Source organism: Erwinia sp. 198 (assembly GCF_003937915.1).
Taxonomy (GTDB): domain Bacteria; phylum Pseudomonadota; class Gammaproteobacteria; order Enterobacterales; family Enterobacteriaceae; genus Erwinia; species Erwinia aeris.
This window is the reverse complement of the sequence record NZ_RHUM01000011.1, coordinates 37,409-54,695: the sequence shown is the minus strand read 5'-3', so window position 1 is coordinate 54,695 and position 17,287 is coordinate 37,409. Positions and strand designations below refer to the sequence as shown.

Sequence of the window (17,287 nt, the reverse complement as noted above, 5' to 3'; positions counted from 1 at the left end):
AGCATGAGGTTTATATCATGAATCAGAATAATTCCGGACGAATTGTCATAACCGGCTGCGGTATTGTCAGCCCGTTAGGATGTGGTACGGAGGCCGTCTGGCGCAGGCTTATTGAAGGCCGGTCGGGAATAACAGTGCTTCCACCTGAAATCAGGGAAGGCACCGGCATCTCTGTTGCCGGACGGGTGCCCTCAATCGCAGAAGATCCTGAAGCAGGTTATGAGCCGGAACGTTATATCACTGCGAAAGAGCGTAAAAAAATGGACCGCTTTATTGAGTTTGCCCTGATTGCGGCCCAGGAAGCGCTGACGCAGGCAGGCTGGCAGCCCGATTGTGAATATGCGAGGGAGCGAACTGCAACAGTGATTGCATCCGGGGGGGGGGGATTCGGCGCCATTGCGGACGCGGTAAGAACAACCGATACCCGCGGCCCACGCCGGTTATCACCGTTTACCGCGCCCTCTTTCCTTGCCAACATGGCGGCGGGTCATATCTCTATTCAGCATGGCTTCCGGGGACCTATAGGCTCGCCGATTACGGCTTGCGCGGCAGGGGTACAGGCAATCGGTGATGCCGCAAGATTGATTAAAGCTGGTGAAGCCGATATTGCGGTTTGTGGTGGTACTGAAGCTGCAATAGATCGCGTTACGCTGGGATGTTTTGCTGCGGCACGCGCGCTCTCTACAAATAATGGGAATAAGCCTGGCGAGGCCTCAAAACCGTTTGATACCGCTCGGGACGGATTTGTGATGGCAGAAGGTGCCGGCATATTAGTTATTGAGTCTTTAGAGCATGCTCTGAAGCGGGGGGCAACGCCTCTGGCGGAGCTTGTAGGGTACGGCACCAGCGCCGATGCATGGCATCTCACTGCGGGTCCTGAAGACGGAAGCGGAGCCCGCAGAGCCATTGATCTTGCGTTAGCCCAGGCAGGCGTGAGTGCCAATGAGGTACAGCACATCAATGCTCATGCCACTTCAACTATGATCGGTGATAAAGGTGAGCTTTCGGCCATCCGATCCGTATTTGGCAAGAACAGCAACGTAGCCATCAGTTCTACTAAGTCGGCTACCGGGCACCTGCTGGGTGCCGCCGGCGGTATTGAAGCGATCTTTACCGTGCTGGCTCTGCGTGACCAGATCATTCCGCCGACGCTGAATTTACACCATCCTGATGAGGCGGCTGAGGGGCTGGATCTGGTTGCACTAAAGGCACGTTATTCTGCCATCCGGCATGCATTATCGAACGGATTTGGATTTGGCGGTGTGAATGCCAGCGTTCTGTTTCGCCGGTGGGAGGCGTATTGATCTGAATACCATGACCGCCTGTAAGAGGATCGTTCAGCTGTGTGCATGGTGGATGATGTTAAATCCACATTACGCAGCAGTAAACCTTATAAAAATACAGGCTTCAGCTTTCGACAACAAATGACATCGTTCAAGTTTCACTATTAAGCTTCAGGTTCTGCACCCGATATGTGGTGCAGAGCCTGAGACGATCTTCGTCCTTCAAAATATCGGCTGTTACTTTTAAATTATTTTTAAGAGGAGGGCTTAAATATAGAAAATTGCAGTCAGCCGCTGATCCTAAATCTTATCTGGTGGCTTAGATTGAAACGCCGCCGTCGATGATGATTTCTGAACCCACGGTCCAGGCAGACTCATCAGAGGCGAAGTAAAGTACCGCTTGCGCTACTTCCCGAGGCTGACCAAAACGACCTGCAGGGATGGTTGCCACGATATCTTTCATTACCTGATCGTGATATTCCACCGGGATCCCCGCCTTATCGTAAAGCGGTGTATCAACAGGGCCTGGGCTCACCGCGTTGATACGGATCCCACGAGAAAGTAACTCGTTAGAAAGGGTTTTTGACATATTCAATAATGCTGCCTTCGTTGAACCATAAACTGAAGAATTTACGGGGCCGGTGTGAGCATTTACAGAGGTATTAAAGACTACTGACGCAGAGCTGGCGAACACTGGCAGCAGCGCCTGCATCAGGAAGTAGGGACCTTTAACGTTAATAGCATAAATGCGGTCGAACAGCGCTTCTGTCCAGAGTTCAATTGGCATATACATCGATATGCCAGCATTCAGGAAAGCGATATCCAGCTCGCCAAAGTGTTCCTTAACCGTCTGAGCCAGTGCTCTTTGTGCGTTGACATCGGCGGAATCAGCACTCACGATTAACACATCATTACCAAGTTCTGCTTTCGCCTTTGCGATTGAATCCGGGTTAACCCCGGTGACAATTACGCGTGCACCTTCTGCAACAAACAGCTTCGCTGTTTCAAGACCAATACCGCTTGTTCCACCGGTAATCAGTGCGCGTTTACCTTGTAATCTGGACATCTGAAAATCTCCTGTTGGCTTTCACAACGGATCGGCGAATGGCCGATATGGAGACACTTTATACTCATGCTCATTTAATGATAAGATTGCATGATTGAATATGTTTCATGCTTTAAAAGCATAAATGGGCGACGGGATGGATAAATTACTTTTGATGACATGTTTTGTCCGTACCGTTGAAACGGGCAGCTTTTCCGCAGCCGGAAGGGATCTGGGTTTAGGGCAGCCGAACGTAAGTCGTCATGTCGCCACCCTTGAAGCGCATTTGCAGACCCGGTTACTTCACAGGTCTACCCGTAAGCTTTCGTTAACGCCTGAAGGCGAACGTTATTATTTGCAGGCAAGACGAATTCTGGAAGCCGTTGAAGAGACAGAGTCTTCTTTCAGAGAAAATGCTACCCCCACAGGGCTGTTACGCGTTGCCTGCCCCACAGCACTGGCCCACACATTCCTGGTCCCGCACATTCCCGATTTTTTAGAACGCTATCCTGAGCTCACGCTCGATCTACAGATTAATGACCGCTATATCAATCTCGTTGATGAAGGGGCTGAGCTGGCAATACGCATTGGCCACCTGGAAGACAGTGCTATGCGAGCCCGCAGACTTGGCATGTTTGAGCGAGTCTGTGTTGCCAGTAACAAGTACCTGGCTAAAAACGGCATTCCTGATACGCCAGAAGATTTAAAAAAGCATCATTGTTTGATCTATACCCTGCTGACGACAGGCGCCACCTGGAGATTTCAGGATATCAATGTTCCTGTTTCTGGTCGGCTCAGGGTCAATTCACCTGAAGCAATACAGAAATTTGTCAATGCGGGGATTGGGATCGCTCAGGGCCCTGAATGGCTGTTCAGAGAGGGGCTGGAAAAGGGTAATTTACAACTATTGCTAACTGATTACACTGCACCGCTCGTTCCCCTTCAAGCCGTGTATGTGGCTAATCGACTTTTACCAAAGCGAGCGATTGTGTTCATGGATTTTGTCGCTGACATTTTTGAAAAAAATTCCGCTTTCAAAGCTCACCACGCAATAAATTGAGCCGGAGATAACGAACATATCTGAATCGTTACCGAAATTTAGTCAGTCGCAGGCGATGTCCTTTAACCCCACAGTCATCTTTTCCTTCTCCGAAACGCATGAGGATGGCGAGCAGTGCAGCCTTCTCCGGGATGCCGTTTTAACGGCACGGAGGCGTCAGATGATGCTAATAAATCTGAACGGCACCTCAGGCCCGGCACAATCGGTTAGTGTGGCGCAGATTCGGTCAATATCTATTCTTTCCTGAGCTGCTAAAACCAGCTTTTAGCCATTAATTCGTCGGGGTAAAGGTGACAATTCTACATTTCGTCACCTGGTAAACAGCGTATTTTGACCGCTCACACTCATCTTATTTCATGTTCACGACTTTTTAATCCGCTGGTAACGCCGTCAGATCCTTCTCTGCGGGAATATATTGCTGTGACGGATCTGTAAGCCAGAGCAAACCCTGCACTTATGGAAACGTATAAATATACCCGGACAGGATCTGTCCAGGGATAAAGTTTCTGACAGGCGAGCCGATACCAGCTTAGGCTGTCGGCGTAATTGCCTTTATGGCTGACGGCATTTGTCATTTGTGAGGTGGTTCCCGGCCCTGTTACTTCTGCGCCGGTTTTTTTTTAATTATTATCAGACTCACCGGGTAAGCACCGATTTTAATCTGCAAATTAACACGGTATGAACAGACAAGTGCATCGATATGCACCCCCTGCAGCCAGGATTTTTGCGCAATTCGCATACAGCAATTACCCCTGATGCCTCTGGCCTGCCACACCTAATAAAGAAACGAAAAGCATCTTTTCTCACGTAATGCTTTTTTTCATAACCGTTATTTCAGACAGGAAAATTATGAACAACATCAGAATTGGCGTACGGCTTGGCGCGGCGTTTGCCTTTATCCTTCTTCTTCTGGTCATCGTTGCACTGACCGGATTTAACCGTATTCAGTCCCTGGGAGATACGGCGGATACCCTTGCAGGCAGCCGCTATCAGAAGGCCTCGGCTGCAACCAATCTGCGTTATTATTCAACTGACCTTAGCCGACTGGTCCGCAATGTTGTCCTGGCGGATACACCTGACCGGAAGGCAGCCTTTAAAAATGATTATGACCAGGTGCATGATAAAATCACCGCTACTGTTGACCAGGTCGACGGCATGCTGAAAGCACCCCGAAGCCGGGAGCTGATTGCTTTAATCAGAAGCACCGGCAGTCAATATCTGGCTTTTTCAGATGACGTGGTGACTCTGGGCATGGCCGGCAAGCGGGACGAGGCAGCAGGGCTTCTGCTTGGCCCGCGCTACCAGACTCAGGTTGACTATCTGAAAGCCATTTCAGACCTGGTATCTTTTCAGGAAATACAGATGCAACAGGCCCGCAGTGCGGCTGAAGATGAGCGAGCCACGGCCACGATCCTGCTGGCCTCGTTAAGTGCTGCCGCTGTTCTGCTGGCGGCGGCGGCAGCCTGGTTTATCACCCGCAGCATTACCCGCCCACTGAACGTGACGCTTTCCGCCGCACAGCGCATCGCACGCGGCGACCTGAGCCAGGCCGTGCCCGTCAGCGGACGGGATGAAACCGGCATGCTGCTCACCGCCGTGGCTGAAATGCAGGACTCGCTGGCGCAGACCGTCAGCACGGTACGCCGCAACGCCGAGAGCGTGGCCGCGGCCAGCCTGCAGATTGCGCAGGGGAACTCAAACCTGTCGCAGCGCACCGAAGAGCAGGCCAGCGCGCTGGAGCAGACCGCCGCCACCATGAGCGAGCTTGGCGTGACGGTCAGAAACAACGCAGACAATGCCCGTCAGGCGGCACAGCTTGCCGTTAACGTCCGGGAGGTCGCCCGTCAGGGTAACGACGTTACTGCCGACATTTCCGGCACCATGAAGTCTATCGGCGAAAGCTCTGGCCGGATTGCGGACATTACTTCTGTGATCGACAGTATTGCCTTCCAGACCAACATCCTCGCCCTTAATGCAGCAGTAGAAGCCGCCCGAGCCGGCGAGATGGGACGTGGCTTTGCCGTCGTCGCCGGCGAGGTGCGCACGCTGGCGAGTCGCAGCGCCACGGCGGCCGGTGAAATCCGTCAGCTGATTGAGGCTAACTCGGCGAGCGTAAATGCCGGCAGCTCACTGGCTAACCGGTCCGTAACCACAATGGCGGATATCGTGTCGTCGGTGGCTCAGCTGAGCGACACCGTGGAGGAAATTACCGCTGCCACTGCCGAACAGGCCCGGGGTATCGAGCAGGTGGGCCTCGCCGTAACGGAGATGGACGGCGTGACGCAGCAGAACGCTTCGCTGGTTGAGGAGTCGGCGTCTGCCTCACAGAGCCTGCGCGAACAGGCATCCCTGCTGCTGCAGTCGGTGTCGGTGTTTACGCTAGCTGCAGTCTCGGCTCCCGCAGCCACCCGGCATGCAATTGCATCTTTACCTGCGGCAGTGAAGAAGGAAACGCCGTCTGATACGGACGGAAACTGGACCAGCTTCTGATATCCGGCTGCGTCCTGCCGGACGCAGCCGCTCTTCTTTATCTGCACCTCTTATGGCATACCGTGAGCCTGCCCGAAATTACGCTATCTTTAAGCACATCCGAAGTTCAGGGGATTAAAGTCTGGTATGTTTAGGAGGTTGCGGTGCTGCCAGCTGACCATGCTCAGTCCCGTCACACAAACCCGCGCGGCATAAGCTTTGAGAAACTGGCGGGGCAGGCGTTTATTATTGCTGCGGACCGCTGTGCAGTAATCGTAAAAAGCCTGACTGAGAAAGCTGGACTGCCGCTGTCTGACGTGCGCATTACAATACGCGACTGGATTAGCGCCTGCATGTCAGTACGCGACAATTTGGGAGCCGCGCTTATCCCTCAGTAAGCGTTGCCTGCCAGCTCCATGGTTTATCCGTGAAGCAGCAGCCCTACAGATTTACCGGGAGCCTGGTCTGGTTTGTTCACCTAAAGAAAGGTTTTCTCTTACGCTTCAGACTTCACTAAAAAGTTTACATCACAGGGCTGGCTCAGCCGGCAAATAATAAACTCTTTAACCAGCTGAACGTCTGCTGCGTGCCAAAAGCTGAAATGGCCAGCCTGACCGTGTATAAATTTACAGCAGAACTGAAGCGCATTGTTCCTGATCGTGCCCGAGGAAAGGAAAAGGCGTCACCGGACCTGGCTTTTAGCCCTGCCGGTCAGCACTACTCTTAAGGGGGATAAGCGCCGCCTTGCGGTTAGCCTGTTCATAAATACTGTTTCAGTATCAGAATGTATGAGGGTATGAAGACCTTGAATAACAAAACCGGCAGTGCCATACCATCTTACATGCGCAATTCGCTGGGCCGGACCATGGCCTTCTTTCTGCTGATAACCGTACTGGCCGTCGTGGGCGTCAATATATGGACCCTGTGGAGCTCATGGCAGCACAATCAGAAGGTGCGGGAGGACGATGCCCGTAACCTGTCCGTTTCGCTGGCAAAACAGGCGGAAGATGCCTTTCTTCAGGTTGATATTACGCTGGCTGATGCGGTCAGGCAGCTCAGCCTGAACGGGTTTGGCTATGCCGCCACGCCCGCCTTTACCTCGCAGCTGAAAGTGCAGCAGAGCAAACTGCATCAGCTGCATGGCCTGTTTATTTATGACGCCCAGGGGAAATGGGTGGCCACGTCCGGCAATTTCATACCGGCGAAAGGGAGCAATGCCGACAGGGAATATTTTATATGGCACCGAACCCATACAGACACCGGCGTACGGGTCAGCCGCGTTATCCGCAGTCGCTCTACCGGGGAGCTGGTTATCCCGGTATCGATGCGCCTGAACGATGCGGCGGGCCACTTCGCCGGCGTCGCGCTGGCTACGGTAAAAGTGGACTACTTTCGCCAGTTTTACGGCTACTATACTCTGGGGCAGCGCGATGTCCTGGCGCTGATACTGGCGGATACCTCGGTATTGTATATCCGACCTCTTTCGGAAGCGTTTATCAACCGAAGCCTCTCCGCCAGCCCGCTGTTTACAACGATCCTGAAAACGTCCGCCAGCGGCAGCGCAATCTGGCGCTCAGCGCTGGACGGCGTGGAGCGGATATATGGCTATGCCCGCCTTGAGCAGTATCCACTGGTCGTTACGGCAGGATATGACCGCGATACAATCCGGGCAGAATGGTTTGCTGCTAACGCAGTCGATGTTGCACTGAACCTGGTGCTGCTTGTGATGATTTCAGGCATGGGTATGTTTGTGCTCAGGCAGGTAAAGGCTAACGTCAGAAACCAGCTTGAGCTTACTCAGGTCAGGGACGAGTTGACCTCTATAAACCACACGCTGCAGTCCCTGGCGCTGACTGACGGACTGACGGGCCTTGCCAACCGCCGTCAGTTTAATTTGATGCTGGAGCAAGCCCTGCAGCGGTCGCACAGGTCAGGCGACCCTGTATCCCTTATCATGTTTGATATTGATTTCTTCAAGCGTTACAACGACACCTATGGGCACGTGGGGGGCGATGCGTGCCTGCAGAAAGTGGGCGCCATACTGAAAAGCATTACTCACCGCCAGGGTGACGTGGTGGCGCGCTACGGGGGGGAAGAGTTTGCCATTATCCTGCCCTCCAGTAGCCAACCCGATGCAGAAAAGGTGGCCGGGCGGGCCGTGAGGGCCGTTATGAGCGCGGCTATACCCCATGAAAGCTCAGGGCTTTCTGAAGGAGTGGTTACCCTCAGCGCCGGTTGCAGCTCCCTGATTTCTGATGGTCAGACGGACCAGGCGGAGCGACTCAAGCAGGAGGCGGACAGGGCGCTTTACGAGGCGAAACGCAGCGGCCGCAACCGCGTCCATGGCATGAGTTAATATGAAGAGTGCTTTAACTGCAATCTGTACAGGGTAATAATTATATGTTGTGATATTTAAAAACAGTTTTGGTAGTTTTATCTTCGCCCCGGTATCCCGTTCTCGCCGCGAGCAATATACCCGGCGTGGCTCATTGCAGAGTTGTATCTGTCTGGTTCATTAATGCTGGAGACTTCCGGCAGAACGTCGATTACGGGTTTTGCTGAGAGGTCAGGCACAGATGTACTGCCAATATGATGGATACTTTTAGCTACTCCACCGGGCAAGATCTTTATCACTAAACTTTCAGCTTAAAACATCTCAGGCCATTCATCATCGTATAGCGCAATAATGCTCGTCCGCATATACACCTCTTCTTTAGCCTTGATAACCTGCTCCCTTTTGACAATTACATGGCTGGATGAGTTGAATTTCCACGTGGGATATAAAAAAATAAACGTCCACTTTTCGCTCATAATGAGCATTAATCAAACACTGTTCGATTTTTTCCCTGGCGGACATGCGCTTTTTTAGCATTTGGTGGAACGCCAACATGACCAAACCTGCACCTTTCAGTTAGCCTTAATAACGAAAAGGCTTGTTTTCATTATTTATTGCAGTATTCCCGTCCTTTATCGATAGGGGATGCTGGTGAGACGGACGCACTGACATGAGGCCCATTCAGTCGCCTGATATAAACCGTCCACCTTTATGGGTATTTGATGCAGTTTTTTTCATAGTATGGTTGCGGCGTAGAAGGCGCGCATCTAAAAATTGAATGGTATTAATTTGGGATTGTATAACTTCCGCAATCCTTAATCATCTCATGATACATTTACTTACACTAAAATTTATAGCCGACAGAAAGATGGTCATATATCAAACCCCTGTCAACTAAAAATCATCTTATTGTCTTATAGCAGTTAAAATAACCTTGTAATTAATTGCAGGATGCAAATAAGGTCATATACTTCAAGCATATTCCCATCCGGAATATAACTTTATCTCTACATTTTCTATGGCAGCGCAGCAGGCGTATTCAGCGCGTCTCTGCACAGGAGTAATTAAGATGGATCAAACTGCATTTCTCATCGGCTTTTCGGTTATGGCGATTGCGTCACTGGCAATCTATGCCAGCGGCAGTAAAACTTTTCCTTCCCGTCATCATACTCTGATGCACGCATCCGTTCCCTTCATTGCTGCAACCGCCTATCTGGCAATGGCATTTGGCTATGGCAACCTGACGCTCGACAGTGGTACCACCGTTTATATGGCGCGCTATGCCGACTGGTCAGTCACCACGCCGATCCTGCTGGCAGGGCTGGTCATGCTTGCCTTCCATGAGCATGGCAAGCCAGGTGAGACAGGCGGCTTTCTAACCGCCATTATCGTACTGGACGTAATGATGATTATTACCGGCCTCATCTCTTCGCTGGCTGAGACAACGGCCGGTAAATGGGTCTGGTATCTCTGGTCCTGCGCGGCGTTTCTTGGGGTGGTGTATCTGCTGTGGGGACCGCTGCGCCAGATGGCGGCTGAGCGTGGCAGCGCGCTGGCGGGAGCTTATAATAAAAACGTCGCACTGCTGACAGTGGTCTGGTTTATTTATCCTGTGGTTTTTCTTGTCGGGCCGGAAGGGCTAAAAATCATTACCGATCCTTCATCGATCTGGGCGTTCCTTATCCTCGATATTATCGCCAAAGTGTTTTACGCATTCTACGCGGCGGCAAACCTGGAGAAAGCTTTGCGCTATGCTGAGCGCGATGGCGCAGTGCGGATATGATCCTGCAACAGCACACAGGCTGGCTGGCGCTCTGGGGGGGAGCGCTGGTTGCCGCTTTCAGTCCACTGGCAGCCCAGGTGCTGTTTGCTGTTATCGCGATCGGGATCGTTGGCATGGCGCACGGCGCAAGCGACCTGGAGGTCGTCAGACGCGATCGGCAACTGCCGTTTCTGGCAGGTTACGGTCTGGTCATTGTGCTTTGTTTGTTTTGGTGGCACTGGAGTCCGGCGGTAGCGCTGCCGGGATTCCTGATGGCGTCCGCCGTGCATTTTGCGCTGGAAGATGCGCCGCACGGTCATATAGCTGAGCGGCTGTCGCGTGGCATCAGTTTGATCGCAACGCCTGCCACGCTGCATCTGGCAGAGTACAGATCCATTCTGCATCAGGCGGGGCCCGGTTCTGCCATGCCCGATAGTGTTACAGCAGGCATGGCCGTCGCCGGCGGAATCGCTGCATTGTGTTTAGTAGCTGCAGGAGCGTACCGGCGTGAAAGACGTCTGCTTGTGGGGACGCTGACGCTGCTGCTGCTGCCGCCCTTTGTCGGATTCTCAATGGGTTTTTTAATTCTGCATGCGCTACCGCAGACCCGAGAGCGACGTAATTTGTTGGGGTTTTCGCACTATTCCGACTATCTGCGCGCCGTCTGGCCGGTGCTGGTTGCAGCAATCCTGTTGGTCGTGCTGACGAGCTTTCTGATGCAACCTCACGATGTCGCTGGTATCCGCTCGTTATTTGCCGCACTGGCGGCACTTGCCATCCCGCATTTGATTATTACGCCATGGTTTGAAAAGCAGTCGCATAGCGGATGGCATCAATAAATTAAAGCATTTGCGCATTTAATAAAAATGTCTTTTTCATGCCATAAAGAGATTGTTATCAGCTCCCATTGATTAGTACACCTGTAATTAGCAACGTCCGCTCCTGACACTAAACGGCCCTGATCGTCAGCCAGAGTCCGCTTCGAGCAAGGAGCGGGCGTTGTTGTTATCACGCTAATTCAGCTTCCCGACCCATTCGGTGCAAAACTCCAGATACGCTCGTACCAGTGCTGAGGGATGTTTATGCCGGGCGTAGACAAGGTGTAGTGGAAGCTTCTGCGTGGCTTTATCTGGTAAAAGCTGAATCAGCTCACCGCTTTGCAGCCAGGGTCTGGCTGCAAAATCCAGTACCTGAGCAATGCTTTTACCCTGCAGAGCGTAATGAATTAAGCCCTGGGTGTTATTAGTGGAAAAGAAGGGCTCATATTTGACTCTTTCGCTTCCCGAACCCCACTCAAAAAAGCCGTGATCCAGGCTTTCCCAGGCAGCAACCGGAAGGCGGGCCATTTCCGCCAGAGTCTCAGGTGTGCCGTAACGTGCCAATAAGTCCGGGCTTGCAACAAACAATGTTTCCAAGGTCATCAGGTGCTTAGCGATGACGTCATCCGTATTCAGGTCGCCCATTCTGAGTGCCACATCGACGCCATCCCCGAACAAATCAACAATCCTTTCGCTGGAATGACAAAACACGGTGATATCGGGATAACGTTGCTGAAACGCGATCAATAAATCCCACCATAGTGAAAAATTAGGTGGAACAGACAGACGCAATTTTCCCTGTAGGGTGTGGACAGAGGTGACGGACTTTTGCGCATCCTCCAGTAACTCAATACCCAGACGGGCCTGTTCAAAAAATTGTTGCCCTTTATAGGTGGGTTTGACCCCATGCCGCGAACGCTCCAGGAGCTGTACGCTCAATGCCTGTTCGAGCTCATTAATTTTCCGACTTAATGTGGAGAGCGGTATCCCTGTTCTGCCACTGGCCGCGGAAAAGCTTCCGGCATTCACTACCGCGATGAACAATTTCGTTGCGTTAAAATCCACTCTACTTTCCATTTTTGGGAAGAACAGATCTATTTTTGGTGATTCCATTCCATTTTGCAAAGGGTAAAATTTTGTCTGAGTGATTTCTTCAGGATCTAAAAATGAACAGCCGCGTCACTAAAATCTTAAATATTCGCTATCCACTTATACAGGCACCCTTATATTTTCTGACTAATGCGGAACTGGTTGCTGCGGTTTCAAACGCGGGTGGTCTTGGCACCCTTGGGCCCCATGCCGGACAGAAAAGCCTGCCGGGATCTCGCTATGTGGCGTTGGATCGTATGCGGGAGGAGATCCGCAAAGTTAAAAAGCTGACGAATAACCCTTTTGCTGCAACCCTGATCAACGGCCCGGACATGAGTTTCTGGCAGCCTACTGCTGAAATGCTGGCAGAAGAAGGCGTGGAAGTGGTACTTATCAATGAGGTGCTGACCCCTGAAATCTATGATTTTTTTAAAAGCCGCAGTATAAAAATTCTTTACCGCGCGCTCACGCCCTCTATTGCCAATTCTAAAGAGGCGGAGAGATTAGGCGCCGACATTATTATTGCCACAGGTTTTGACGAAGGTGGCACCGTGCCATCCAGGGTGATTGGTACATTCAGCATCGTTCCCATGATCGTGGACAGCGTCAGCATTCCGGTCATTGCGGCGGGCGGTATAAGTGATATCCGCGGCGTGCGTGCCGCGCTGGCGCTGGGGGCTGAAGGGGTGTTTGCGGGTAGCCTTTTTTTGACGGCGGTTGAAAACCCTGCCGCTGACAAAGTTAAACGCCTGATTGTCGATTCCACGGCGGAGGATTTGCTGTTGTTCCGTACGCTGCCGGCTTATTACCGGACCTTGCCCACCGGGCTAAGCCCGAAACTTGCGGAGTTAGACTCGCAGGACACCGATCGTGAAACCATGTTTAAAGCCATGAATGGCTACCACTCGCTGTGGCAGGCCATGAGGCTTGGCAACTTTGACCAGGGCGTCGTGTCTACCGGCACGGGTATTTCCGTTATTAAATCCATTCGTCCGGCAGCAGAAATTGTTGCCGATCTTATGCAGGACTTTTAAAAGAGGCTCACTATGTCTGAAGCAATGCTTTTTCGGGATGTCGTGCGTGAGCGCCATTCAGTACGTAATTTTCTTGCCGATCCGGTTCCGCAAGACATACTCCGCTCGGTGCTGGAGGATGCGCAGCGCTCACCGTCAAACTGTAATACCCAGCCCTGGCAAACGCATATTGTCTCAGGTTCAAAAAGGGATGCGCTGAGCAAGGCCCTTCTTGCGGCGGACGATGCGGGACTGCTGACGCCAGACTTCAGTTTTGACACCAGCGATTTCCCTGGCATCTACCATGAACGTTCCAGAGAACAGGGCGCTGCCTATTATCAGGCCATCGGCGTTAAACGTGAGGACTATGAGCAGCGGCGCGATGCTTCACGCCGTAATCTGGAATTCTTTAATGCGCCCCATGTTGCGCTGCTTTTTATGCCGGAAGTAGGCGATAACGTTCGTGTAGCGGGTGACACAGGCATGTACGCTCAGACGCTGCTGCTGTCTCTCACTGCTCACGGCCTGGGCGGTATTCCGCAGACCATGCTGGGCTTTTACGCCGAAACTATCCGCGAAGAACTGGGTGTAGACCCGGCGTTTAAACTACTGTTCGGTATCTCTCTGGGCTATCCGGACCGGCATCACCCTGCAAATCAATACAGGATTAATAAAGCGCCACTCGGTGAAAGCGTCACATTTCATCAGTAACTGAAATGCGTTATTGAATATACTGGCCACGTGTCCGACAAGGCACGTGGAACCAAACAGCATGTGCAGGCCGACGTCCGCTTCTGACACAAAGCGGATATTCATCAAGCGCTCTGTCACAGTCGGTTAATCCGGTTTGTCGGCACCAGCACAAACCTTCCCATTCAGCAAAGCACACAAGTCAATAACGCGCTGCTCTCGTCATTTCTTACTACCGCTGCGATACGTTATATCAGGCTACTGCACAGCCTTTATAATTTGACTGAAGCGCTTATTCCAGTGCAGCAAGGATCGCGGTTTCCATTTTCTCCGGGGGGGTAATCGGTGCAAAACGCCTGAGCGGTGTGCCGTCGCGTCCAATCAGGAACTTAGTAAAATTCCATTTGATCCGCCCGCCCAGCACGCCGGGCAATTCGGCTTTCAGATAACGAAATACCGGATGCGCTAAGGCACCGTTGACCGCCACCTTCTCAAACATCGGAAAGCTCACGCCATAGTTGATGTGGCAGGTCTGCGCGATGTCGTCAGCACCGCCGGGCTCCTGTTTTCCAAACTGATTGCAGGGAAAACCCAGCACTACCAGCCCCTGGGCGGCGTACTTCCCGTAGAGCGATTCAAGGCCCGCGTATTGTGGCGTAAAGCCACAGTGGCTGGCGGTATTGACCACAATAACCAGCTTGCCGGCGTAGTCGGCCATAGGGATCGGCTGGCCACTCAGGCTGGTGGCGGTAAGTTGATGAAACATGGTCATGGCGACATCCTCAGCGTACTCATATTGCAGATGGGTTGTGTAAGACAGAATAGTTGCCTGCCGATCGCAACGGCATATTTTTCACATCAGCTTCTGATACGGAACAGCCCGTACCAGGCGCAAGGGCAGTGATGAGCGGGATGCGGGCATATCGGTTCCCGGATCGAGGCGGCCTTACATAACGTAACGATACCGGGATAAATTGCCAGTCTGTACACGTTGCATAACGCGGCAGTTGCAGACTGTACAGCCGTTTAATCGAGCAATATTCATTAAAGGTTATAAGTGAATTAGCCGATAAACGTAGTCTACTACTTCTGACCCAGAGTTTTGCCATAGATAATTTCCCGCTCCGGCAGGTGAAATGGCACCGTAGAAACTGCGGCATCAGCCAACAACGGACCCGACCACCATGAACACAGTGATCAAACCCACTCTTTCCGCCGTTTGGTCCACAGACGCCCAGGGCATTTGCATCACCAGTCAGGAAAGTCCTGCTGGCCTTATACCCACGCTTGAAGGCGTAACGCTAAGTGCATGGCTGAGGCTCGCACAGGCTGATGATGATGCGCAGATCGCGCTGCAGCTTACCGCGGCGTTGGAATGCGTCACGCCTTTTCATATCGAAGTGCCGATCCGTTGTCTGGATGGAACGACACGATGCGTGATTGTTTCAGGCCTGCCTGACTGCCCACCCAATGTTCCCTGTCGGCAATATAGCGGCTTTATCTTTGATATAACCGGGCAGCGCAAAGCCCTGGAAGACGCGCTGCGCACCGCGGCGGAATACCGCCTGTTAATTGAAAACAGCACTGACCTGATCGCCCATTGCGATGCAGACGGCAGGTACGTTTCAGTCTCGCCTTCTTACAGCAAAATGATAGGCTGGTCAGCCGATGAGATGAAAGGTCAACCGGTGGTGGATTTCCTGCATCGCGACGACCGAGCATCCGCTACGGATGCACTGGTATTCCTTTTCAACGGTGGCGTGCGGTCGGATGTAGTCGAGGTGCGCAAGCAGCATCGCGACGGTCATTACATTACGCTCGGCACCAAGGCCTGCGGCGTCAGCGACCCTTCCACTGGCAAGAACATCGGCGCAGTGCTGGTTTCACGGGATATTACTCATGATAAAGAGCGGATCCGCAAGCTCGAAAAACTGGCAACCCGCGATACCTTAACCGGTCTACCTAATCGGGGCTGGATCAACGACCGGGTGAGCCATATGCTTGCGCAGGGCAAAGATCTGGCCTACACGACCGTCCTTTTTATCGATTTAAACGGATTTAAAGCGGTCAATGATTCGATGGGGCACGCGGTAGGGGACGTTTTGCTACGGCTGGTAGGCGAGCGGCTACGACGCTGTATGCGCCCTGGCGATGCGGTGGCGCGTCTGGGCGGAGATGAGTTTGTGGTAGCCGCGAAGTGCATCAATCGCAAGGCGGCGTCTGCCATCGCCCGGCGCATTATTAACAGCCTGAAAGAGCCATTCGCTATCAATAGCACAGAAGTACGTATTGGGGCGTCTGTTGGCATTAGCCTCGCACGGTTTGGGGCGGCATCGGCCAACATGCTGTTTGAAAATGCCGATAAAGCGATGTACCAGGCGAAAGCACGACGCGACGGGTCATATCAGTTTTTCGTGCCTGCAGCGCAGCCGTTACGTCATTAACACAGCGCTGGCCCTGTCTGTGATGCCTTATGGCGTCTTTTACCCGGACGCCCGTCTGGCACAAAGCCAGCGCATGGCGCCCTGAAAGCGAGAAGCGGAAGCACAGCTGTCCTGATGCTTGTGCCGCGTACTGTACGTTCCACTCTCATTATCCAGAAAAACAAACGCGATTAATTATCGACTTCCCGGACCGTCAAGCAGCGGATCGGCCAGGGTAGCCCTGGTTTTAGGCAGGCACTGCGGGTAGTTTTGCTGAATAAACTCAATCATTTTTTCCCGCACGTGGCAGCGTAAATCAAAGGCCATGGGGGAATTTTGTGCCGTCATTAATAATCTGATGGTCATGGTTCTGTCATCAGTATCCGTCACCTGGAGCACCTGAGTTTCCCGATCCCAGAGTTTTGTTTCACTGAGGATTTTTTCAAAATGCTTTCGCAGCGGTTCTAAGGGCATCGAATAGTCAAGGTAAAGAAAAACGGTGCCTAATATTTGGGCGTTATTACGCGTCCAGTTCTGGAAGGCATTTTCTGTAAAGTAGGTGATGGGCAGAACCAGTCGGCGCAGATCCCAGATACGCACGACCACATAAGTCAGGTTTATCTCCTCAATCCAGCCCCATTCTTTTTCAACCACTACAGCATCATCAATTTTAATCGGTTGGGTGAAGGCTATCTGAATACCGGCAAACAGGTTAACGAGCGACTTTTGCAGGGCAAAGCCAATTATTATTCCGGCCACCCCGGCACCGGCCAGAATTGTGGTGCCGAATTTTCGCACGCCGGGGAAGCTGAGCAGGATCAGTGAAACACACAGCGTCACGAGCAGGACGATAGCGACCTTTTTTACATATATTATCTGCGTACGGATTTTACGGGCACGAAGATTATTAGAAAGATTAATGTCATAGCGGATAAAAAGCATATCCTGCACGACATTAGTCAAACGAATCAGGATAGAACAAAGCGAAAGTATAATGAAGGTATTAATAATCGTTGTAATAAGATCAAGATAGTGCGGGTGAATATTAATATAATTAAGCCCGACGTTGATTAACATCAGTGGGATGAAAAGAAAAATTGATCCGCGAAGATGCTTTTCAAGGGATTTAAATAATTTCCTGTCACGATTCTGCCAGTAGCGGATGAACCTGAGAATGATAAATCGCGCAACGGCCCCCGCAGCGAAAGAGAGCGTGACGAGCAATAAAGCAGGCACCCACGATGGCGCGCCAGATAACTCATCGAATAGTAATGGCATTCTTTTCCCTTATATCCAGCAA

Annotated in this window: 14 protein-coding genes; 9 read left to right on the top strand and 5 right to left on the bottom strand. The window is 52.0% G+C overall.

The window, feature by feature from the left end; translation table 11 throughout:
* The first annotated feature begins 17 nt into the window (after window positions 1-17).
* The gene (fabF, locus tag EGK14_RS15715) at window positions 18-1,304 is read left to right on the top strand and encodes a beta-ketoacyl-ACP synthase II (protein ID WP_125290039.1); all 1,287 of its coding nucleotides are present in this window, start codon (window positions 18-20) and stop codon (window positions 1,302-1,304) included.
* Window positions 1,305-1,602: 298 nt separating this feature from the next.
* Here fabF and EGK14_RS15710 read toward each other — a convergent pair whose 3' ends face one another.
* Window positions 1,603-2,349 carry an SDR family oxidoreductase gene (locus tag EGK14_RS15710; RefSeq protein WP_125290038.1) on the bottom strand — a complete coding sequence of 249 codons (747 nt, stop codon included), beginning with the start codon at window positions 2,347-2,349 and terminating at the stop codon, window positions 1,603-1,605.
* 136 nt (window positions 2,350-2,485) lie between these two features.
* Between EGK14_RS15710 and EGK14_RS15705 the strand changes: the two genes are divergently transcribed.
* From EGK14_RS15705 to EGK14_RS15695, 3 genes are all read left to right on the top strand, one after another.
* The gene (locus tag EGK14_RS15705; RefSeq protein ID WP_125290037.1) at window positions 2,486-3,388 is read left to right on the top strand and encodes a LysR family transcriptional regulator; all 903 of its coding nucleotides are present in this window, start codon (window positions 2,486-2,488) and stop codon (window positions 3,386-3,388) included.
* Between the two features lie 849 nt (window positions 3,389-4,237).
* Entirely contained in the window at window positions 4,238-5,878 is a 1,641-nt protein-coding gene (locus EGK14_RS15700) for a methyl-accepting chemotaxis protein (RefSeq protein ID WP_125290036.1), read from the top strand.
* A gap of 844 nt (window positions 5,879-6,722) precedes the next feature.
* Complete coding sequence (locus EGK14_RS15695; RefSeq protein ID WP_370256443.1) at window positions 6,723-8,213, top strand: diguanylate cyclase domain-containing protein; 1,491 nt, start codon at window positions 6,723-6,725, stop codon at window positions 8,211-8,213.
* 77 nt (window positions 8,214-8,290) lie between these two features.
* Here EGK14_RS15695 and EGK14_RS21615 read toward each other — a convergent pair whose 3' ends face one another.
* The gene (locus tag EGK14_RS21615; protein WP_255416549.1) at window positions 8,291-8,491 is read right to left on the bottom strand and encodes a GrpB family protein; all 201 of its coding nucleotides are present in this window, start codon (window positions 8,489-8,491) and stop codon (window positions 8,291-8,293) included.
* A gap of 770 nt (window positions 8,492-9,261) precedes the next feature.
* Between EGK14_RS21615 and EGK14_RS15685 the strand changes: the two genes are divergently transcribed.
* Together EGK14_RS15685 and EGK14_RS15680 are read left to right on the top strand one after the other, a co-directional pair.
* Window positions 9,262-9,975, top strand: coding sequence for a bacteriorhodopsin (locus EGK14_RS15685; protein ID WP_125290034.1), 714 nt, complete (start codon window positions 9,262-9,264; stop codon window positions 9,973-9,975).
* On the top strand, window positions 9,972-10,793 hold the full coding sequence (locus EGK14_RS15680) for a Brp/Blh family beta-carotene 15,15'-dioxygenase (protein ID WP_125290033.1): 822 nt from the start codon (window positions 9,972-9,974) through the stop codon (window positions 10,791-10,793). The genes EGK14_RS15685 and EGK14_RS15680 overlap by 4 nt, the downstream gene beginning before the upstream one ends.
* Before the next feature lie 174 nt (window positions 10,794-10,967).
* Here the strand turns inward: EGK14_RS15680 and EGK14_RS15675 are convergent, their stop codons facing one another.
* A complete protein-coding gene (locus tag EGK14_RS15675; protein ID WP_233598515.1) occupies window positions 10,968-11,885 on the bottom strand; it encodes a LysR family transcriptional regulator in 918 nt (305 codons plus the stop codon).
* 53 nt (window positions 11,886-11,938) lie between these two features.
* Here EGK14_RS15675 and EGK14_RS15670 point away from each other — a divergent pair, with 53 nt between their 5' ends.
* Together EGK14_RS15670 and EGK14_RS15665 are read left to right on the top strand one after the other, a co-directional pair.
* Window positions 11,939-12,895 (top strand): nitronate monooxygenase family protein, encoded by a 957-nt coding sequence (locus tag EGK14_RS15670; protein WP_125290032.1) that lies wholly within the window; start codon window positions 11,939-11,941, stop codon window positions 12,893-12,895.
* Between the two features lie 12 nt (window positions 12,896-12,907).
* Complete coding sequence (locus EGK14_RS15665; protein WP_125290031.1) at window positions 12,908-13,585, top strand: nitroreductase; 678 nt, start codon at window positions 12,908-12,910, stop codon at window positions 13,583-13,585.
* Between the two features lie 271 nt (window positions 13,586-13,856).
* Here EGK14_RS15665 and EGK14_RS15660 read toward each other — a convergent pair whose 3' ends face one another.
* Entirely contained in the window at window positions 13,857-14,336 is a 480-nt protein-coding gene (locus EGK14_RS15660; RefSeq protein ID WP_125290030.1) for a glutathione peroxidase, read from the bottom strand.
* Between the two features lie 412 nt (window positions 14,337-14,748).
* On the opposite strand from EGK14_RS15660, the gene EGK14_RS15655 reads away from it, so the two are divergent.
* Window positions 14,749-16,008 (top strand): sensor domain-containing diguanylate cyclase, encoded by a 1,260-nt coding sequence (locus EGK14_RS15655; RefSeq protein WP_125290029.1) that lies wholly within the window; start codon window positions 14,749-14,751, stop codon window positions 16,006-16,008.
* Between the two features lie 174 nt (window positions 16,009-16,182).
* Here EGK14_RS15655 and EGK14_RS15650 read toward each other — a convergent pair whose 3' ends face one another.
* Window positions 16,183-17,265 carry a mechanosensitive ion channel family protein gene (locus EGK14_RS15650; protein WP_125290028.1) on the bottom strand — a complete coding sequence of 361 codons (1,083 nt, stop codon included), beginning with the start codon at window positions 17,263-17,265 and terminating at the stop codon, window positions 16,183-16,185.
* Window positions 17,266-17,287: the final 22 nt, after the last annotated feature.